Source organism: Enterobacter cloacae complex sp. OE43NF (assembly GCF_023544405.1).
GTDB classification, from domain to species: Bacteria; Pseudomonadota; Gammaproteobacteria; order Enterobacterales; family Enterobacteriaceae; genus Enterobacter; species Enterobacter cloacae.
Genome location: NZ_JAMJFW010000011.1, coordinates 1 through 15,754, shown reverse-complemented (window position 1 = coordinate 15,754; position 15,754 = coordinate 1). Strand labels below are relative to the sequence as shown.

The following is a 15,754-nucleotide window of genomic DNA, read 5'->3' as shown; positions in this document are numbered from 1 at the left end:
ATCTTTTTATTTAGAGATCTGTTCTATTGTGATCTCTTATTAGGATCGAGGACCTTTGTGGATAAGTCCGATCTCATAAAGAAGATCATGGAGTTAGAAAGGATCGTTTGCTGTGAATGATCGGTGATCCTGGCCCGTATAAGCTGGGATCAGATCGCGACTTTATACACAGGGCAAAAACGACTTCAACGTTGTTCTTTGGATAACTACTGCTTAATACGAGCTTTTAACCAGAGTTATCCACATCTGTTCGCGCGATCTTTAATCGTTTTTGAGTAAATTTTTCCATTCACCCAGCCAGATCTCAGCCGGATCCTCCGGAATATCATGATCGAGGATGTTGATCTTCAGCGTTTCACCCACCTGTTTTGCTCCGCAGGCGGTGACAGCGGCTTCCACTTTCTCTATAGCACCGCAGAAGGTGTCATATTCACGGCTGCCAATACCCACTGCGCCAAAACGCACGTTTGACAGGTCTGGCTGCTGTTCCTGCAGTTCGTCATATAAAGGTTGCAGGTTATCCGGTAGATCGCCTGCGCCATGCGTGGAGGTGATCACCAGCCAGACCCCATCAGTCGGGAGATCTTCAAGCAAAGGCCCGTGCAGCGTTTGTGTGGAAAATCCCGCATCCTCCAGCTTCTCAGCCAGATGTTCCGCTACATATTCCGCGCCGCCAAGGGTGCTGCCACTGATAAGGGTAATGTCCGCCATTGATCGCTCGCTCAGATAAAGAGGGGGCCATTGTACGCTGTGAACGGGCTGGGATCTACCTGTGGAAAATGTGGGTATGGATTTGCCCGATCAGGGGCGAATGGTACGCATGATCGGGTTTTGCAGGGAGATCAACGTCTCGGTGGACTGAATTTCATCGATTGTTTGGATCTTGTTGATAAGTACCTGCTGCAGGGCATCGATGGATCGACACATCACCTTGATAAAGATGCTGTAGTGGCCGGTGGTGTAGTACGCCTCTGTGACTTCATCGAGCGCGTTCAACTTCGCCAGCGCGGAAGGATAATCTTTTGCGCTTTTAAGAATAATGCCAATAAAGCAGCAGACGTCATAGCCCAGCTGTTTTGGGCTGACATCGATACGAGCCCCGGTAATGATCCCCGCCTGTTTCATCTTCTCTACACGAACGTGAATCGTCCCCGGGCTGACGCCAAACTGCTTCGCCAGTTCGGCATAGGCGGTACGGGCATTGGCCATTAACGCCTCCAGGATGCCGCGGTCCAGATTATCGATCTGATAATTTTCCATAGCTTTTTCTTATGAAGATTAATGAATCACTCTATTCTAGCGTTAAATTTTGACGAATCAAAAGTGAAGGTGGCTTTTTGTTGTTTGATTATTGAATTGAATGCCTTTTCTGTTGCTTAATCAATACCAACAGGACGCAGGAGTATAAATAATGAAAACCGCTTATATCGCAAAACAACGCCAGATCAGTTTCGTTAAATCCCATTTTTCCCGCCAGCTGGAAGAGAAGCTGGGTCTGATTGAAGTTCAGGCACCGATTCTCAGCCGCGTGGGTGATGGGACGCAGGATAACTTGTCCGGATGCGAAAAAGCGGTGCAGGTGAAAGTGAAAACACTGCCAGACGCCCAGTTCGAAGTGGTTCATTCCCTCGCGAAGTGGAAGCGTCAAACCCTGGGACAGCACGACTTCAGCGCGGGCGAAGGACTCTACACGCACATGAAAGCCCTTCGCCCCGATGAAGACCGTCTGTCTGCCATTCACTCTGTTTACGTTGACCAGTGGGACTGGGAGCGCGTAATGGGTGATGGCGAGCGCCATGTCGGCACGCTGAAATCCACCGTTGAGGCGATCTACGCCGGGATCAAAGCGACCGAAGCGGCCGTAAGCAAAGAGTTTGGTCTGGCACCGTTCCTGCCGGAATCGATCCACTTTGTTCACAGCCAGGAGTTGCTGAGTCGTTTCCCGGATCTGGATGCTAAAGGTCGTGAACGTGCGATCGCTAAAGAATTGGGTGCCGTCTTCCTGATGGGGATCGGCGGTAAGCTGTCGGATGGTAAACGTCATGATGTTCGTGCACCGGATTATGATGACTGGAGCACCATGAGCGAGGGCGAATTTGCTGGACTGAACGGCGATATTCTGGTCTGGAACCCCGTGCTGGAAGATGCGTTTGAACTCTCCTCAATGGGGATCCGCGTGGATGCTGATGCGCTGAAACGCCAGCTGGCGGTGACCGGTGATGAAGATCGTCTCACGCTGGAATGGCACCAGGCGCTGCTGCGCGGTGAGATGCCGCAGACCATTGGCGGCGGCATCGGCCAGTCCCGTCTGACCATGCTGTTGCTGCAACTGTCGCATATTGGTCAGGTGCAGTGTGGTGTCTGGCCGCAGCAGGTACGCGAAAGCGTCAGCTCGCTTCTGTAATTAACGCTGCCAGCGTCTGAGCAGGCGGCTACGCAACCCGGTATCAAAGCGCCAGATATGATCGAAGATGCGCATGATGCCGGGTTTTCCATGGGCGGACATCGCCACTGCGTGGAAACGGTGCTGATGCACCCGCTGTAACTCCTTCACTTTATTCACCACGTCATCCGGCAGCCGCTGGGCAATAAAATCGGAAATCACCACCGCGTCAGCGTCGTACCAGTCGCCGCCCTGCATACGTTCCACAATGCTGCGAAAACAGCTGGCCAGATCGGTACCGCCGCGAAAACGCTGGCTTAAAAAGCGGATCGCCTGCTCAATACCCTGCTGATGGGTCAGCTCATAGCTGACCACTTCGCTGGAAAAGAGCATGATAAAGCAGCGACGCCGGTCAGCGAGCGCCACGCGCATCAGCGCCAGGCAGAACGCTTTGGCACACTGTTCGTTGAAACCGCCCATCGATCCAGATGTATCCACACAAACAATAAATGGGCCGCGCGGTTGCTCATCAAAATCCTGATGGACCACCGGACGTTGACTGATTTTTTCGCGCCAGGCTTCGCCATGCAGGCGATAGGTCAGAAGCTGTTTTTCCACCAGCCGACGATAAAACTCATATTCCAGCTCGGTCATCCCGAGCGTGCTCAGCTCCGTAGGCAGCAGGCGTAAAATGTCATCGCTTTGCTGGAGCCCATCCACCTGTTCCGGCACGGTGGCCGGTTCCCGCACCAGGGTGCGGAAGGTTTCCATCGGGGCATCCTTCTTTGGGACCGATTTAGCCTCCCTTGAGCGACCCAGCTGTTCCGCAAGCTTCATCAGCTCGGGCTGCTGCGCCAGGAAATCACCATACCGGACAATCAGCTGATAATCCCCACGCCTGATTTGGCCTGCACTCATATCCCAGAGACGTCCGGCGGCGTTTTCATTTTCTACCAGTACCTGCTCCAGCTGACCGCTTAAGGTCATGCGTTCCTGAACTTCGCTGAGCAATTGTTCACGCTCTTCATCCAGCAGTTGCTGGTTCAGCGTCGTGGCCTGAACCACAAGGCTGAGACGCCAGCGCTGTAAAAAGAGTGTGTGTAAGGCGGGGGTGAAGGTGGCGTTATCGGTGACCAGCGCCCGGGCCTGGCTGGCAAACGGGGAGTGTACTTTATCGAGTAACGTCAGGGTTTGCGGGATCTGAACAATAAACTGCGACGTGGAAAGCCGCTGGCACTGCTGATAGCAGGCCACCTCTTCGGTTAACTCCTGTGGCACTTCGGTCTCTTTAAACCGCTGTCGCAGGTTGTCCCGCCAGCGCGGGAGATCGTCCGTCATCGCTTTTTTTAGCTTCGGGAATTTTTCAAAAAAAGCCGCCAGCTGAGGAGACGCCAGAAGAGTAATGATCACCTCTTCGATCAACCCATCTTCGCTGACGGCCAGCATGACGTTAAGCGTATCCAGCGTTAGCATTGACGAGCCTGTTTGATCTGCGCGCTCACATCCTGCAGGCTGGCTTCAATGCGACCTAACCAGTCGCTGTGAATAAAGAGGCACTTTTGCTGTTCGCTGAAGCGCGTATGCTGCTGATGCCATTCGGTATCCAACGCCTCCAGCTGCTGCGTGATCTCTTCCGGTACGCTGTCAGAGGCGCTTCCCGGGAGGGCAAGGCGCGACCCCTGCAGGCTTACGTCGCGGATCACCAGGTGCTGACTGCTGTCCACTTCCATATTCAGCGGCTGTGCAAAGCCTATACCGTTAAGCTTACCGCGGATCTCTCCGCCCTTATCAAGCCACTGGGCCAGCGCGTCACGCTCAAGCGTAATGTGCACCACCTGCATGTCATGGAGTTTAAGCGGCTGCTGGAGAAGCAGCGTCAGCGTTGGGCTGGTCAGCTCAGCGGGCAGTTCGTAGTGCGGTTTACGGGCGAACATGCCGCCAAGACGGTTCACCTTCAGCGCGGTTTTATCACTTTGCTGCTGCTGTAGCTGAATGCGCCGTTGGGCTATCGCCCCAAGCTGGTTGAGCATTGATTGCTGGCCCCAGGCGTGTCCGGTCATCAATATTTCAAGCTGCTGCTGCATCAGATTCATCCCTTCGGCATCGTGCCAGAGGCAGTCTTTCAGCAGGATCAGATCGATAGGGGCAACCGCGTCGCGCCCGCTGAACAGGGCGCTGGCCTGCAGCAGACGAATTGCTTTTTTCCAGCGACGGTCGGAAACATAAGGTGCAGAAGGAAGGTGATCAAGCTGCTGACGGAGCTGGTAGATCAACTCAAAGACCGCGTCCGGCAGTGTGATTTTGCCGATATCCACCTGCCACTGCTGATACTCCTCGTCCGTGACCTGCAGTGAAGCGGCTACCGGGTTTTCATTTTCATCCTGCTGGCTGGTCAGCATGGAGCGGAAGTTCGATTTATCCTGCACTTTGTCCAGCCACAGGCGGATCAGCATGCGGTCATACAGCGCTTCAAGGCTGCTGTCGGCTTCGGGAAGTTCGTTCGAGGCGGCCACCAGCAGGCGCATCGGGATTTTCTCTTCGCTGGCGCCGTTACGGAACCGGCGTTCGTTAATCGCCGTGAGCAGGGTATTCAGAATGGCCGGTCCCGCTTTCCAGATCTCATCGAGAAAAACAATCTCTGCTTCCGGCAGATACCCCTCGGTAAGGCGTTGATAACGCCCCTCATCTTTCAGCGCCTGGATGGACAGCGGGCCGAAAACCTCTTCAGGGGTGGAAAAGCGGGTCATCAGGTATTCGAAGGCGCGTGCATTCTGAAAGGCAAATTTCAGCCTACGGGCAATCAGGCTTTTGGCAATGCCCGGCGGGCCAAGCAGAAATACGCTTTCACCGCTCAACGCCGCCAGTAAACAGAGGCGGATGGCGTGACTGCGTTCGAAAAGACCTTTCTCCAGTGCGCTGCTGAGACGGGAAATTCTTTCTGCTAATAAATGTGAGTGAGCCATAATAGTTTTTGCATCCTTTCGCCGTCGTGGCGGCTAATTGAAGCGAGTATAGACGTTTCAGTCAGGGCTGGTAATAGGCTGAAGTGCGGCGCAATTTTCTTTGCGCTACATTAATGCGGTTGCATTTAGGGGTTCGATTTTGCAACGAATCGTGCATACTGTGCGCTTTTTGTGGACCAAGGGAACAGGAACACATTTGTTATTTAAACGAAAAGACTAGTCTATGAGCACTGATAATAAGCAATCATTACCCGCAATTACGCTTGCGGCGATCGGGGTTGTCTACGGTGATATCGGCACCAGCCCGCTTTATACGCTTCGTGAATGTCTGTCCGGCCAGTTTGGCTTTGGTGTTGAACGCGATGCCGTATTTGGCTTCCTGTCCCTCATCTTCTGGCTGCTGATCCTGGTGGTTTCTGTTAAATACCTCTCCTTTGTGATGCGTGCAGATAACGCAGGTGAGGGGGGGATCCTGACCCTGATGTCCCTTGCGGGGCGCAACACCTCGGCCAGAATGACGTCGGTACTGGTTATTATTGGCCTGATTGGTGGCAGCTTCTTCTATGGGGAAGTGGTCATCACGCCTGCTATCTCGGTGCTTTCGGCGATTGAGGGGCTTGAGATTATCGCACCGCAGCTTGATACGTGGGTGGTTCCGCTGGCGATAATCGTTCTGACGTTGCTGTTTATTATCCAGAAGCACGGTACCGGGCTGGTGGGGAAACTGTTCGCACCGATTATGCTGGCCTGGTTCCTGATTCTGGCGGCGCTCGGTTTGCGCGGAGTTATTGGCAACCCGGAGGTTCTGCAGGCGCTGAACCCATACTGGGCTATCCATTTCTTCCTTGAATACAAAGTCGTTTCCTTCGTGGCGCTCGGCGCCGTTGTGCTCTCTATTACCGGTGTCGAAGCGCTGTATGCAGATATGGGGCACTTCGGCAAACTGCCGATTCGCGTGGCGTGGTTTTTAGTTGTCCTGCCATCGCTTGTATTGAACTACTTCGGGCAGGGGGCGCTGCTGCTGAAAAACCCGGAAGCGATTAAAAACCCCTTCTTCCTGCTGGCCCCGGATTGGGCGCTGGTGCCGATGCTTATTCTGGCCACGCTGGCCACCGTTATCGCTTCTCAGGCGGTCATTTCCGGCGTGTTCTCTCTGACGCGCCAGGCCGTGCGTCTGGGGTATCTCTCTCCCATGCGTATCATCCATACCTCAGAGATGGAATCGGGCCAGATCTACATCCCGTTTGTTAACTGGCTGCTCTATTTTGCTGTGGTGATCGTGATCGTCAGCTTTGAGCACTCCAGCAACCTGGCCGCGGCGTACGGTATTGCGGTAACAGGCACCATGGTGCTGACATCGCTTCTTTCCACCACGGTGGCGTACCGAAACTGGCACTGGAACAAGTTCCTCGTGGCGATGATTTTGGTGGGCTTCCTGTGCATCGACGTACCGCTGTTCTCGGCAAACCTCGATAAGATTGTCTCCGGCGGCTGGCTACCGCTGACGCTTGGTCTGTTGATGTTCATTGTGATGACCACGTGGAAAAGCGAGCGTTTCCGTCTGCTGCGTCGTATGCATGAACACGGAAACTCCCTGGAGGCGATGATTGCCTCGCTGGAGAAATCCCCACCGGTTCGCGTACCGGGCACGGCGGTGTATATGTCTCGTGCGTTGAACGTTATTCCGTTCGCATTGATGCATAACCTCAAGCACAACAAGGTGCTGCATGAGCGGGTTATCCTGCTGACCCTGCGCACCGAAGATGCACCGTATGTTCACAATGTGCGCCGTGTTCAAATTGAGCAACTGTCGCCAACCTTCTGGCGCGTGGTGGCGAGCTACGGCTGGCGTGAGACGCCGAACGTGGAAGAGGTCTTCCACCGCTGCGGTCTGGAAGGCTTAAGCTGCCGCATGATGGAAACATCGTTCTTTATGTCGCATGAGTCGCTGATTATCGGTAAACGTCCGTGGTATCTGCGCCTGCGCGGCAAGCTGTATCTTATTCTGCAGCGAAACGCCCTGCGTGCGCCGGACCAGTTTGAGATCCCGCCTAACCGTGTGATCGAGCTGGGAACCCAGGTCGAGATTTAAGCTCCTTAAAATGCCGGGTAGCGCTTCGCTTACCCGGCCTATTCATACTCAATATTCCCGCCAAAATTTACGTCTCATTTCACTTAGCGAAACGTTTCGACACCGTTCACAATTCTGTTACGTCATGGTGGTTTTCTGAACACTCTTAAGACTAAACTGATTTCAGCGAAACGTTTCGCTAGTGGAGCAAGAAAATGAAGAAAGGCACGGTTCTCAACTCAGAAATCTCGTCGGTTATTTCCCGTCTTGGGCATACCGATACGCTGGTGGTTTGCGATGCAGGCTTACCGGTTCCGCGCAACACAACCCGTATTGATATGGCGTTAACGCAGGGCGTGCCCTCGTTTATGCAGGTACTGGATGTAGTGACCGCGGAGATGCAGGTTGAGGCGGCCATTCTCGCGACGGAAATTAAACAACATAATCCGCAACTCCACGAAACGTTGCTCAATCACATTGAGCAACTGCAACAACACCAGGGAAACACCATAGAAATTCGTTACACAACGCACGAACAGTTCAAACAACAAACCGCAGACAGTCAGGCGGTGATTCGCAGCGGGGAGTGTTCCCCGTATGCGAATATCATTCTCTGTGCTGGCGTCACCTTCTGAGGCCATCATGGACGCATTACTGCAACTTAAAGGGATCGATAAATCGTTCCCGGGCGTAAAAGCCCTTTCTGGCGCGGCGCTGAACGTTTATGCCGGACGCGTAATGGCGCTGGTGGGCGAGAATGGCGCCGGCAAATCCACCATGATGAAAGTACTGACCGGTATCTATCAACGCGATGCCGGTTCACTTTTGTGGCTGGGTAAAGAGACCACCTTCAGCGGTCCAAAAGCTTCGCAGGAAGCGGGGATCGGCATTATTCACCAGGAACTGAACCTGATCCCGCAGCTCACTATTGCGGAGAACATTTTCCTCGGCCGCGAATTTGTTAACCGGTTTGGCAAAATTGACTGGAAAACGATGTATGCCGAAGCGGATAAGCTGCTGGCGAAGCTGAACCTGCGCTTCAAAAGCGACCGCCTGGTGGGCGAACTCTCCATTGGCGACCAGCAGATGGTGGAGATCGCGAAAGTGCTGAGCTTTGAGTCGAAGGTCATCATTATGGATGAACCGACGGACGCCCTGACCGATACCGAAACCGAATCCCTGTTCCGCGTCATCCGCGAGCTGAAATCGCAGGGACGTGGAATTGTCTATATCTCTCACCGTATGAAAGAGATTTTCGAGATCTGCGACGACGTTACCGTCTTCCGCGACGGGCAGTTTATTGCCGAGCGTGAAGTGGCAACGCTGACGGAAGATACGCTTATCGAAATGATGGTGGGACGCAAGCTCGAAGATCAGTACCCGCACCTCGACAAAGCACCGGGTGAGATCCGCCTGAAGGTGGATAACCTCTGTGGCCCGGGCGTGGACAATGTTTCCTTTACCCTGCGTAAAGGGGAAATTCTTGGCGTGGCAGGGCTAATGGGCGCCGGCCGTACCGAGCTGATGAAAGTGCTGTACGGTGCGCTGCCGCGATCCAGCGGTTATGTCACTCTCGACGGGCATGAAGTGGTGACGCGCTCTCCGCAGGATGGCCTGGCGAATGGTATTGTTTATATCTCCGAAGACCGTAAGCGCGACGGCTTAGTGCTGGGCATGTCGGTGAAAGAGAACATGTCTCTTACCGCCCTGCGCTATTTCAGCCGCAGCGGCGGCAGCCTGAAACATAAAGATGAACAGCAGGCAGTCAGCGATTTTATCCGCCTCTTTAATGTGAAAACCCCCTCGATGGAACAGGCGATTGGCCTGCTGTCCGGCGGTAATCAACAGAAAGTGGCGATTGCACGCGGGCTGATGACGCGCCCGAAAGTGTTGATCCTTGATGAACCTACCCGCGGCGTGGACGTAGGGGCCAAAAAAGAGATCTATCAGCTGATTAACCAGTTCAAGGCCGACGGTCTGAGCATCATTCTGGTCTCTTCCGAGATGCCAGAGGTATTAGGCATGAGCGATCGCATTATCGTCATGCATGAAGGGCATCTCGGCGGTGAATTCACTCGCGAGCAGGCCACCCAGGAAGTTCTGATGGCTGCCGCTGTGGGCAAGCTTAATCGCGTGAATCAGGAGTAAGAAGATGACTACCCAGGCTGTTTCTGGTCGCCGTTATTTCACAAAGGCATGGCTGATGGAACAAAAATCGCTGATTGCCCTGCTGGTGCTGATCGCGATTGTGTCGACCATGAGCCCCAATTTCTTCACCGTTAATAACCTGTTCAACATTCTTCAGCAGACCTCCGTGAACGCCATTATGGCGGTCGGGATGACGCTGGTGATCCTGACATCGGGTATCGATCTGTCCGTCGGTTCCCTGCTGGCGCTCACTGGTGCGGTTGCTGCTTCAATCGTCGGGATTGAGGTCAACGCGCTGGTGGCCGTTGCCGCTGCGCTGGCGCTGGGTGCGGCAATTGGTGCTGTCACCGGGGTTATTGTGGCGAAAGGTCGTGTTCAGGCGTTTATTGCGACGCTGGTCATGATGCTGCTGCTGCGCGGTGTCACCATGGTGTATACCAACGGCAGCCCGGTTAACACCGGCTTTACGGACAACGCCGATCTGTTTGGCTGGTTCGGTATCGGTCGCCCGCTGGGTATCCCGACGCCGGTCTGGATCATGGCCATCGTCTTCCTGGCGGCGTGGTACATGCTGCACCACACGCGTCTGGGCCGCTATATTTATGCACTGGGCGGTAACGAAGCGGCAACGCGTCTGTCCGGTATCAGCGTCAACAAAGTTAAAATTATCGTTTACTCACTGTGCGGTTTGCTGGCCTCTCTGGCGGGCATCATCGAAGTGGCGCGCCTCTCTTCCGCGCAGCCAACGGCGGGTACGGGGTATGAGCTGGATGCCATTGCGGCAGTGGTTCTGGGCGGTACGAGTCTTGCGGGCGGTAAAGGTCGCATTGTTGGGACATTGATCGGCGCACTGATTCTCGGTTTCCTGAATAATGGTTTGAATTTGTTAGGTGTTTCCTCCTATTACCAGATGATCGTTAAAGCAGTGGTGATTTTGCTGGCGGTCCTGGTAGACAACAAAAAACAGTAACTGACGACACTACAGGACATCTTAGATATGAACATGAAAAAACTGGCTACCCTGGTTTCTGCTGTCGCGCTGAGCGCAACCGTAAGTGCTAACGCTATGGCGAAAGACACCATCGCGCTGGTTATCTCCACGCTGAACAACCCGTTCTTCGTCTCCCTGAAGGATGGCGCACAGAAAGAAGCCGACAAACTGGGCTACAACCTGGTGGTGCTGGATTCACAGAACAACCCGGCGAAAGAGCTGGCTAACGTGCAGGACTTAACCGTTCGCGGCACCAAAATCCTGCTGATCAACCCAACCGATTCTGACGCGGTGGGTAACGCCGTGAAGATGGCAAACCAGGCGAAGATCCCGGTGATCACCCTGGACCGTCAGGCAACGAAAGGCGACGTTGTGAGCCACATTGCGTCTGATAACGTGCTGGGCGGTAAAATCGCGGGTGACTACATCGCGAAGAAAGCAGGTGAAGGCGCGAAAGTTATCGAACTGCAGGGTATTGCCGGTACGTCCGCAGCCCGCGAACGTGGCGAAGGTTTCCAGCAGGCGGTTGCGGCTCACAAATTTAACGTCCTGGCCAGCCAGCCTGCTGACTTCGACCGTACTAAAGGTCTGAACGTCATGCAGAACCTGCTGACCGCGCACCCAGACGTGCAGGCGGTGTTCGCACAGAACGACGAAATGGCGCTCGGCGCGCTGCGTGCCCTGCAGACTGCAGGTAAATCTGATGTGATGGTTGTCGGATTTGACGGCACACCAGATGGAGAAAAAGCGGTAAATGATGGCAAACTGGCGGCGACCATCGCTCAGCTGCCTGAGCAGATCGGCGCGACTGGCGTGCAGACTGCTGACAAAGTGCTGAAGGGCGAAAAAGTTCAGGCTAAATATCCAGTTGACCTGAAACTGGTCATCAAGCAGTAAAAAGGCGATTCAGGCAGTCGCTGGCTGCCTGAGGGACACCAATAAAGAAAAGTGTGGCATACGCCACCGGGTAACACCGGTGGCGCTCTCAGATGGACAGCTCAACCATGAAAACCGCAGGCAACCTCGTCGTCCTTGGCAGTATCAATGCCGATCACATTCTTAACCTTGAGTCCTTCCCGACGCCGGGCGAAACCGTCACCGGCAACCATTATCAGGTGGCATTTGGCGGTAAAGGTGCCAACCAGGCGGTTGCAGCAGGACGCAGTGGGGCAAATATCGCGTTTATCGCCTGCACGGGTGATGACGATACTGGTGAGCGCGTGCGTAAACAGCTCGCCAGCGATAACATCGATGTTGCGCCAGTCAGCGTTGTTGCAGGGGAATCGACCGGCGTGGCGCTGATTTTCGTCAACGCGGAAGGTGAGAATGTCATCGGTATTCATGCAGGCGCGAATGCCCGTCTTACGACGGACCGCGTTGAAGCACAGCGCGAGCTTATCGCTAATGCCGACGCGTTACTGATGCAGCTGGAATCGCCCGTAGAAAGCGTACTGGCGGCCGCTGACATTGCGCATCAAAATCATACCACTGTCGTACTTAATCCTGCGCCTGCCCGTGTATTATCAGACGAACTGCTGGCGCGGGTGGACATCATTACACCGAACGAAACCGAAGCGGAAAAACTGACGGGCATTGGTGTTGAAAATGATGATGACGCAGCGCGTGCTGCGAAAGCGCTGCACGATAAAGGCATCGGCACCGTTATCATTACCCTCGGTAGCCGCGGCGTGTGGGCAAGCGTAAACGGCGAAGGCCGTCGCGTGCCGGGCTTTAAGGTCAAGGCGATTGACACCATCGCGGCAGGCGATACGTTTAACGGAGCATTGGTGACAGCGCTGCTGGAAGGAAAGGGAATGGATGATGCTATCCGCTTTGCGCATGCTGCTGCGGCTATCGCCGTCACGCGCAAAGGTGCCCAGCCCTCAGTTCCGTGGCGTAAAGAGATCGATGAATTCTTAAGTCAGCAGGGGTAACGCTTGGCCACAATGAAAGATGTCGCCCGCCTGGCGGGCGTTTCTACGTCGACAGTCTCCCACGTCATTAATAACGATCGCTTCGTCAGCGAGGCGATTCGGGAAAAAGTCGAAGCCGCAGTGAAAGATCTCAACTATGCGCCGTCTGCGCTGGCCCGCAGCCTGAAGCTCAACCAGACGCGCACCATTGGCATGCTGATCACCGCCAGTACGAATCCCTTTTATTCTGAACTTGTCCGCGGGGTGGAACGCAGCTGCTTCGAACGCGGCTATAGTCTGGTGCTGTGCAATACCGAAGGGGATGAGCAGCGTATGAACCGTAATCTGGAGACGCTGATGCAAAAACGCGTCGACGGGTTACTGCTGCTGTGTACCGAAACGCATCAACCCTCGAAAGAGATCATTCAGCGTTATCCGTCTATCCCCACAGTGATGATGGACTGGGCGCCGTTCGACGGGACCAGCGATCTGATTCAGGATAACTCCCTGCTGGGCGGAGATATGGCAACCCAGTATCTGATCGACAAAGGCCATACCCGCATCGCCTGCATTACTGGTCCGCTGGATAAAACCCCGGCGCGTCTGCGTCTGGAGGGGTACCTTTCCGCGATGGCTCGGGCGGGACTCGCGGTTCCGGAGGGTTACCGTATTACCGGCGATTTTGAATTTCAGGGCGGTTTCGAGGCGATGCAGACATTGCTGGCACAGACACCGCGCCCGCAGGCCGTCTTTATTGGCAACGATGCCATGGCATTTGGGGCGTATAAGGCGTTGTACCAGGCGGGATTGCGTATTCCTGACGATATGGCGGTGATTGGCTACGATGATATCGAACTGGCCAGCTACATGACCCCGCCGCTGACCACGATCCATCAGCCAAAAGATGAACTGGGTGAGCTGGCCATTGATGTATTAATCCACCGAATGGCGCAACCCACGCTGCAGCAGCAACGTCTGCAGCTTACTCCTGTTCTGATGGAACGGGGTTCGGTTTAGCTTTTGTTTTGTGGCGTTCTTTAATCAGATTTCGACCATCTTTCGGTTTTAACAGCATAAAGACCAGCGCTGAAACGACGGTAAGTACGCCCATCGTGATAAAGGTATAGTGGAACTGTTCGACGGTGTTCGCGCTGTCAAAACCTTCATAGAACCGCAGTACCGCGGCACTGACAGCCACCCCAAGGCTGATTGATAACTGTTGAGTCACCGCCAGCACGCTGTTGCCACTACTGGCGTTGTCGTCAGTCAGATCCGCGAGAGTAATCGTGTTCATCGACGTGAACTGCGTTGACATTGCCATACCCAGCACAAACAGCGGCAGGATCAGCATCCAGACGGGAAGCGAGGCAGATTGTAGCGAGAACTGCGCAATCATCAGCCCGATAAAGACCGTTACGCCAACCAGCGTCTTCCGATAGCCAAACCAGCGCAGCACCTGCGTGACGGTTGATTTGGCCAGAATTGAGCCCATTGCCGTGGGCGCCATCATGCAGCCGGCTATCAGGGCCGGATAGCCGAAACCGACCTGCAGCATCAGGGGCATCAAAAACGGTACGCAGCCCGTCCCCAGGCGCGAAGCAATATTCCCCGCGATACCTACCGAGAAAGTGCGCGTATTAAAGAGAGACAGCGAGATCAGCGGTGTCGGGTGACGGCGTGCATGACGTATATAAAGAAGGAACAGCAAAATACCGCCAAGAATGACAGCCAGCGCAAGCCATGTTGCCACTATCTTCTCACCAAACAGCTCCATCCCGCTGGAGAACAATACCAGGCTCAGACCAAACAGGAAAAAACCACCCATATCGAAACTGCGTCTTGGCGTGGTGAAGTTCGGCATATATTTACGGGCATACAGCAGCCCCGCTACGCCAATTGGAATGTTAATCAGGAAGATCCAGTGCCAGCTGGCCCAGGTGACAAACACACCGCCCAGCACCGGGCCAAGTATCGGGCCGACCAGGCCGGGCATGGTGACGAAGTTGAGCACGGGAAGCAATTCACTGCGCGGATAGGCGCGCAAAAGTGCCAAGCGCGCCACGGGCATCATCATCGCGCCGCCAATTCCCTGCAGGACGCGGAAGATAACCAGTTCGGTCAGAGAGGATGATAATGCACAGGCCAGCGAACCGAGCGTAAAGAGCGTTACGGCCAACATAAATACGCGACGGGTGCCGAAGCGATCGGCCAGCCAGCCGCTCACCGGGATCAACATTGCAACCGTCAGGGTGTAACTGATGATGGCGGACTGCATCGCCAGCGGCGATCGGTTAAGGCTTTGCGCAATGGCGGGAAGTGCGGTGTTGAGGATGGTGGCATCCAGTGCCTGCATAAAGAACGCCATGGCTGCAATCCACGGCAGCCCGGCCATGCTGCGTGCTTTTTTCTTTGTCATTTATTCACCTGCTGGTGGGTTGGCGCGGCCAGTAACGCCTGGCACGCGCTCAGGGCTCGTTGCCCGTCGCTCTCCTGAATGGCATCGACAATGGCCTGATGCAGATCCAGCTTCACCACTTCGTCCTGAGTAATAGAGGTAAAGTAGGTGTGGTACACCGAATGGAATAAAGAAGCAAAAGAGGTAAGGAACGGATTGGCGCTCATCATATAGATATGTTCATGCCAGGCCATATCGACCTCAACCCAGCGCTCGCGGTTGAAGTGCTTTTTCAGGAACACCATCTCTTCCATTAAGGTGTTGAGCTGGGCTTTTTGTTCGGCTGTCCCGAGCGTGGCGGCAAGCAGGCAGGCCTGCGGCTCAAGACTGCTGCGCATCACCAGAAAGTGATCGACGACCTGATTGAAGTTGTCTTCTGTCATCCACCAGGAGAGAAGTTCCTGATCGAGGAAGTTCCAGTTGCTTTGTGGCATTACCCGCGTGCCAATGCGCGGACGCGGTAGCACCATGCCTTTTGCTGTTAAGGTTTTCACTGCTTCGCGAACGGCGGTACGACTCACGCCAAACTGCTCGCCCAGCTCCATTTCACCCGGCAGGATGCTACCCGGGGCATATTTACCCGCTAAAATCAGCTGAGCCAGCTTTTCTGCCAGCACATAAGACAGGTTTTTTTGGGCTGCCAGCTGTTGTGCGCTCAATGGCATTGCTTTTATTCCTTAATGATTCTTGTCGATAAGTATGCCACCGTGAATGTGATTGTGGTTGCAGATACATCAAATAGAACACTTTGTAGCTTGATTTCATCGCTATTGGTGAAAAAAAACACGGACGGAAACTTTTTTTAAATTTCCTCTTGTCACTTCAGAATA

The 15,754-nt window shown here is 54.4% G+C and carries 14 protein-coding genes; 8 read left to right on the top strand and 6 right to left on the bottom strand.

The features are described from left to right. Window positions 1-261: 261 nt before the first annotated feature. Window positions 262-711 (bottom strand): FMN-binding protein MioC, encoded by a 450-nt coding sequence (gene mioC / locus M8370_RS07240; protein WP_013099402.1) that lies wholly within the window; start codon window positions 709-711, stop codon window positions 262-264. Window positions 712-801: 90 nt separating this feature from the next. Next, window positions 802-1,260, bottom strand: a complete 459-nt coding sequence (gene asnC, locus M8370_RS07235; RefSeq protein ID WP_008500198.1) for a transcriptional regulator AsnC — start codon at window positions 1,258-1,260, stop codon at window positions 802-804. Window positions 1,261-1,411: 151 nt separating this feature from the next. Here asnC and asnA point away from each other — a divergent pair, with 151 nt between their 5' ends. After that, complete coding sequence (gene asnA, locus M8370_RS07230) at window positions 1,412-2,404, top strand: aspartate--ammonia ligase (RefSeq protein ID WP_013099401.1); 993 nt, start codon at window positions 1,412-1,414, stop codon at window positions 2,402-2,404. On the opposite strand, the gene viaA is transcribed toward asnA, so the two are convergent. Both viaA and ravA read right to left on the bottom strand, forming a co-directional pair. Then, window positions 2,405-3,856: an ATPase RavA stimulator ViaA gene (viaA, locus tag M8370_RS07225; RefSeq protein WP_013099400.1), complete on the bottom strand. Its 1,452-nt coding sequence runs from the start codon at window positions 3,854-3,856 to the stop codon at window positions 2,405-2,407. Next, window positions 3,850-5,346, bottom strand: a complete 1,497-nt coding sequence (ravA, locus tag M8370_RS07220; protein WP_139936881.1) for an ATPase RavA — start codon at window positions 5,344-5,346, stop codon at window positions 3,850-3,852. The genes viaA and ravA overlap by 7 nt, the downstream gene beginning before the upstream one ends. Before the next feature lie 223 nt (window positions 5,347-5,569). Between ravA and kup the strand changes: the two genes are divergently transcribed. From kup to rbsR, 7 genes are all read left to right on the top strand, one after another. Further along, window positions 5,570-7,438 carry a low affinity potassium transporter Kup gene (gene kup / locus M8370_RS07215; RefSeq protein ID WP_013099398.1) on the top strand — a complete coding sequence of 623 codons (1,869 nt, stop codon included), beginning with the start codon at window positions 5,570-5,572 and terminating at the stop codon, window positions 7,436-7,438. Window positions 7,439-7,632: 194 nt separating this feature from the next. Beyond that, window positions 7,633-8,052 (top strand): D-ribose pyranase, encoded by a 420-nt coding sequence (gene rbsD, locus M8370_RS07210; RefSeq protein ID WP_020690257.1) that lies wholly within the window; start codon window positions 7,633-7,635, stop codon window positions 8,050-8,052. Between the two features lie 7 nt (window positions 8,053-8,059). Further along, complete coding sequence (gene rbsA / locus M8370_RS07205; RefSeq protein ID WP_057072889.1) at window positions 8,060-9,565, top strand: ribose ABC transporter ATP-binding protein RbsA; 1,506 nt, start codon at window positions 8,060-8,062, stop codon at window positions 9,563-9,565. A 4-nt stretch (window positions 9,566-9,569) separates the two neighbouring features. Then, the gene (gene rbsC, locus M8370_RS07200; protein WP_029883505.1) at window positions 9,570-10,535 is read left to right on the top strand and encodes a ribose ABC transporter permease; all 966 of its coding nucleotides are present in this window, start codon (window positions 9,570-9,572) and stop codon (window positions 10,533-10,535) included. A gap of 27 nt (window positions 10,536-10,562) precedes the next feature. Further along, window positions 10,563-11,453 (top strand): ribose ABC transporter substrate-binding protein RbsB, encoded by an 891-nt coding sequence (gene rbsB / locus M8370_RS07195; RefSeq protein ID WP_013099394.1) that lies wholly within the window; start codon window positions 10,563-10,565, stop codon window positions 11,451-11,453. A gap of 107 nt (window positions 11,454-11,560) precedes the next feature. Beyond that, window positions 11,561-12,490 (top strand): ribokinase, encoded by a 930-nt coding sequence (gene rbsK, locus M8370_RS07190; protein WP_028028127.1) that lies wholly within the window; start codon window positions 11,561-11,563, stop codon window positions 12,488-12,490. 3 nt (window positions 12,491-12,493) lie between these two features. Next, a complete protein-coding gene (rbsR, locus tag M8370_RS07185) occupies window positions 12,494-13,486 on the top strand; it encodes a ribose operon transcriptional repressor RbsR (RefSeq protein WP_013099392.1) in 993 nt (330 codons plus the stop codon). Here rbsR and mdtD read toward each other — a convergent pair. Together mdtD and M8370_RS07175 are read right to left on the bottom strand one after the other, a co-directional pair. Further along, a complete protein-coding gene (mdtD, locus tag M8370_RS07180) occupies window positions 13,452-14,885 on the bottom strand; it encodes a multidrug transporter subunit MdtD (RefSeq protein ID WP_020690262.1) in 1,434 nt (477 codons plus the stop codon). The two genes, rbsR and mdtD, sit on opposite strands and share 35 nt — an antisense overlap. Continuing rightward, window positions 14,882-15,589 (bottom strand): FadR/GntR family transcriptional regulator, encoded by a 708-nt coding sequence (locus M8370_RS07175; protein WP_013099390.1) that lies wholly within the window; start codon window positions 15,587-15,589, stop codon window positions 14,882-14,884. Before M8370_RS07175 ends, mdtD begins: the two co-directional genes overlap by 4 nt. Window positions 15,590-15,754 lie beyond the last annotated feature (165 nt).

Excerpts from the sequence above, each read along its gene's own strand:
- mioC (WP_013099402.1), bottom strand. The coding sequence starts at position 711 with ATGGCGGACATTACCCTTATCAGTGGCAGCACCCTTGGCGGCGCGGAA.
- asnC (WP_008500198.1), bottom strand. The coding sequence starts at position 1,260 with ATGGAAAATTATCAGATCGATAATCTGGACCGCGGCATCCTGGAGGCG.
- asnA (WP_013099401.1), top strand. The coding sequence starts at position 1,412 with ATGAAAACCGCTTATATCGCAAAACAACGCCAGATCAGTTTCGTTAAA.
- viaA (WP_013099400.1), bottom strand. The coding sequence starts at position 3,856 with ATGCTAACGCTGGATACGCTTAACGTCATGCTGGCCGTCAGCGAAGAT.
- ravA (WP_139936881.1), bottom strand. The coding sequence starts at position 5,346 with ATGGCTCACTCACATTTATTAGCAGAAAGAATTTCCCGTCTCAGCAGC.
- kup (WP_013099398.1), top strand. The coding sequence starts at position 5,570 with ATGAGCACTGATAATAAGCAATCATTACCCGCAATTACGCTTGCGGCG.
- rbsD (WP_020690257.1), top strand. The coding sequence starts at position 7,633 with ATGAAGAAAGGCACGGTTCTCAACTCAGAAATCTCGTCGGTTATTTCC.
- rbsA (WP_057072889.1), top strand. The coding sequence starts at position 8,060 with ATGGACGCATTACTGCAACTTAAAGGGATCGATAAATCGTTCCCGGGC.
- rbsC (WP_029883505.1), top strand. The coding sequence starts at position 9,570 with ATGACTACCCAGGCTGTTTCTGGTCGCCGTTATTTCACAAAGGCATGG.
- rbsB (WP_013099394.1), top strand. The coding sequence starts at position 10,563 with ATGAACATGAAAAAACTGGCTACCCTGGTTTCTGCTGTCGCGCTGAGC.
- rbsK (WP_028028127.1), top strand. The coding sequence starts at position 11,561 with ATGAAAACCGCAGGCAACCTCGTCGTCCTTGGCAGTATCAATGCCGAT.
- mdtD (WP_020690262.1), bottom strand. The coding sequence starts at position 14,885 with ATGACAAAGAAAAAAGCACGCAGCATGGCCGGGCTGCCGTGGATTGCA.
- M8370_RS07175 (WP_013099390.1), bottom strand. The coding sequence starts at position 15,589 with ATGCCATTGAGCGCACAACAGCTGGCAGCCCAAAAAAACCTGTCTTAT.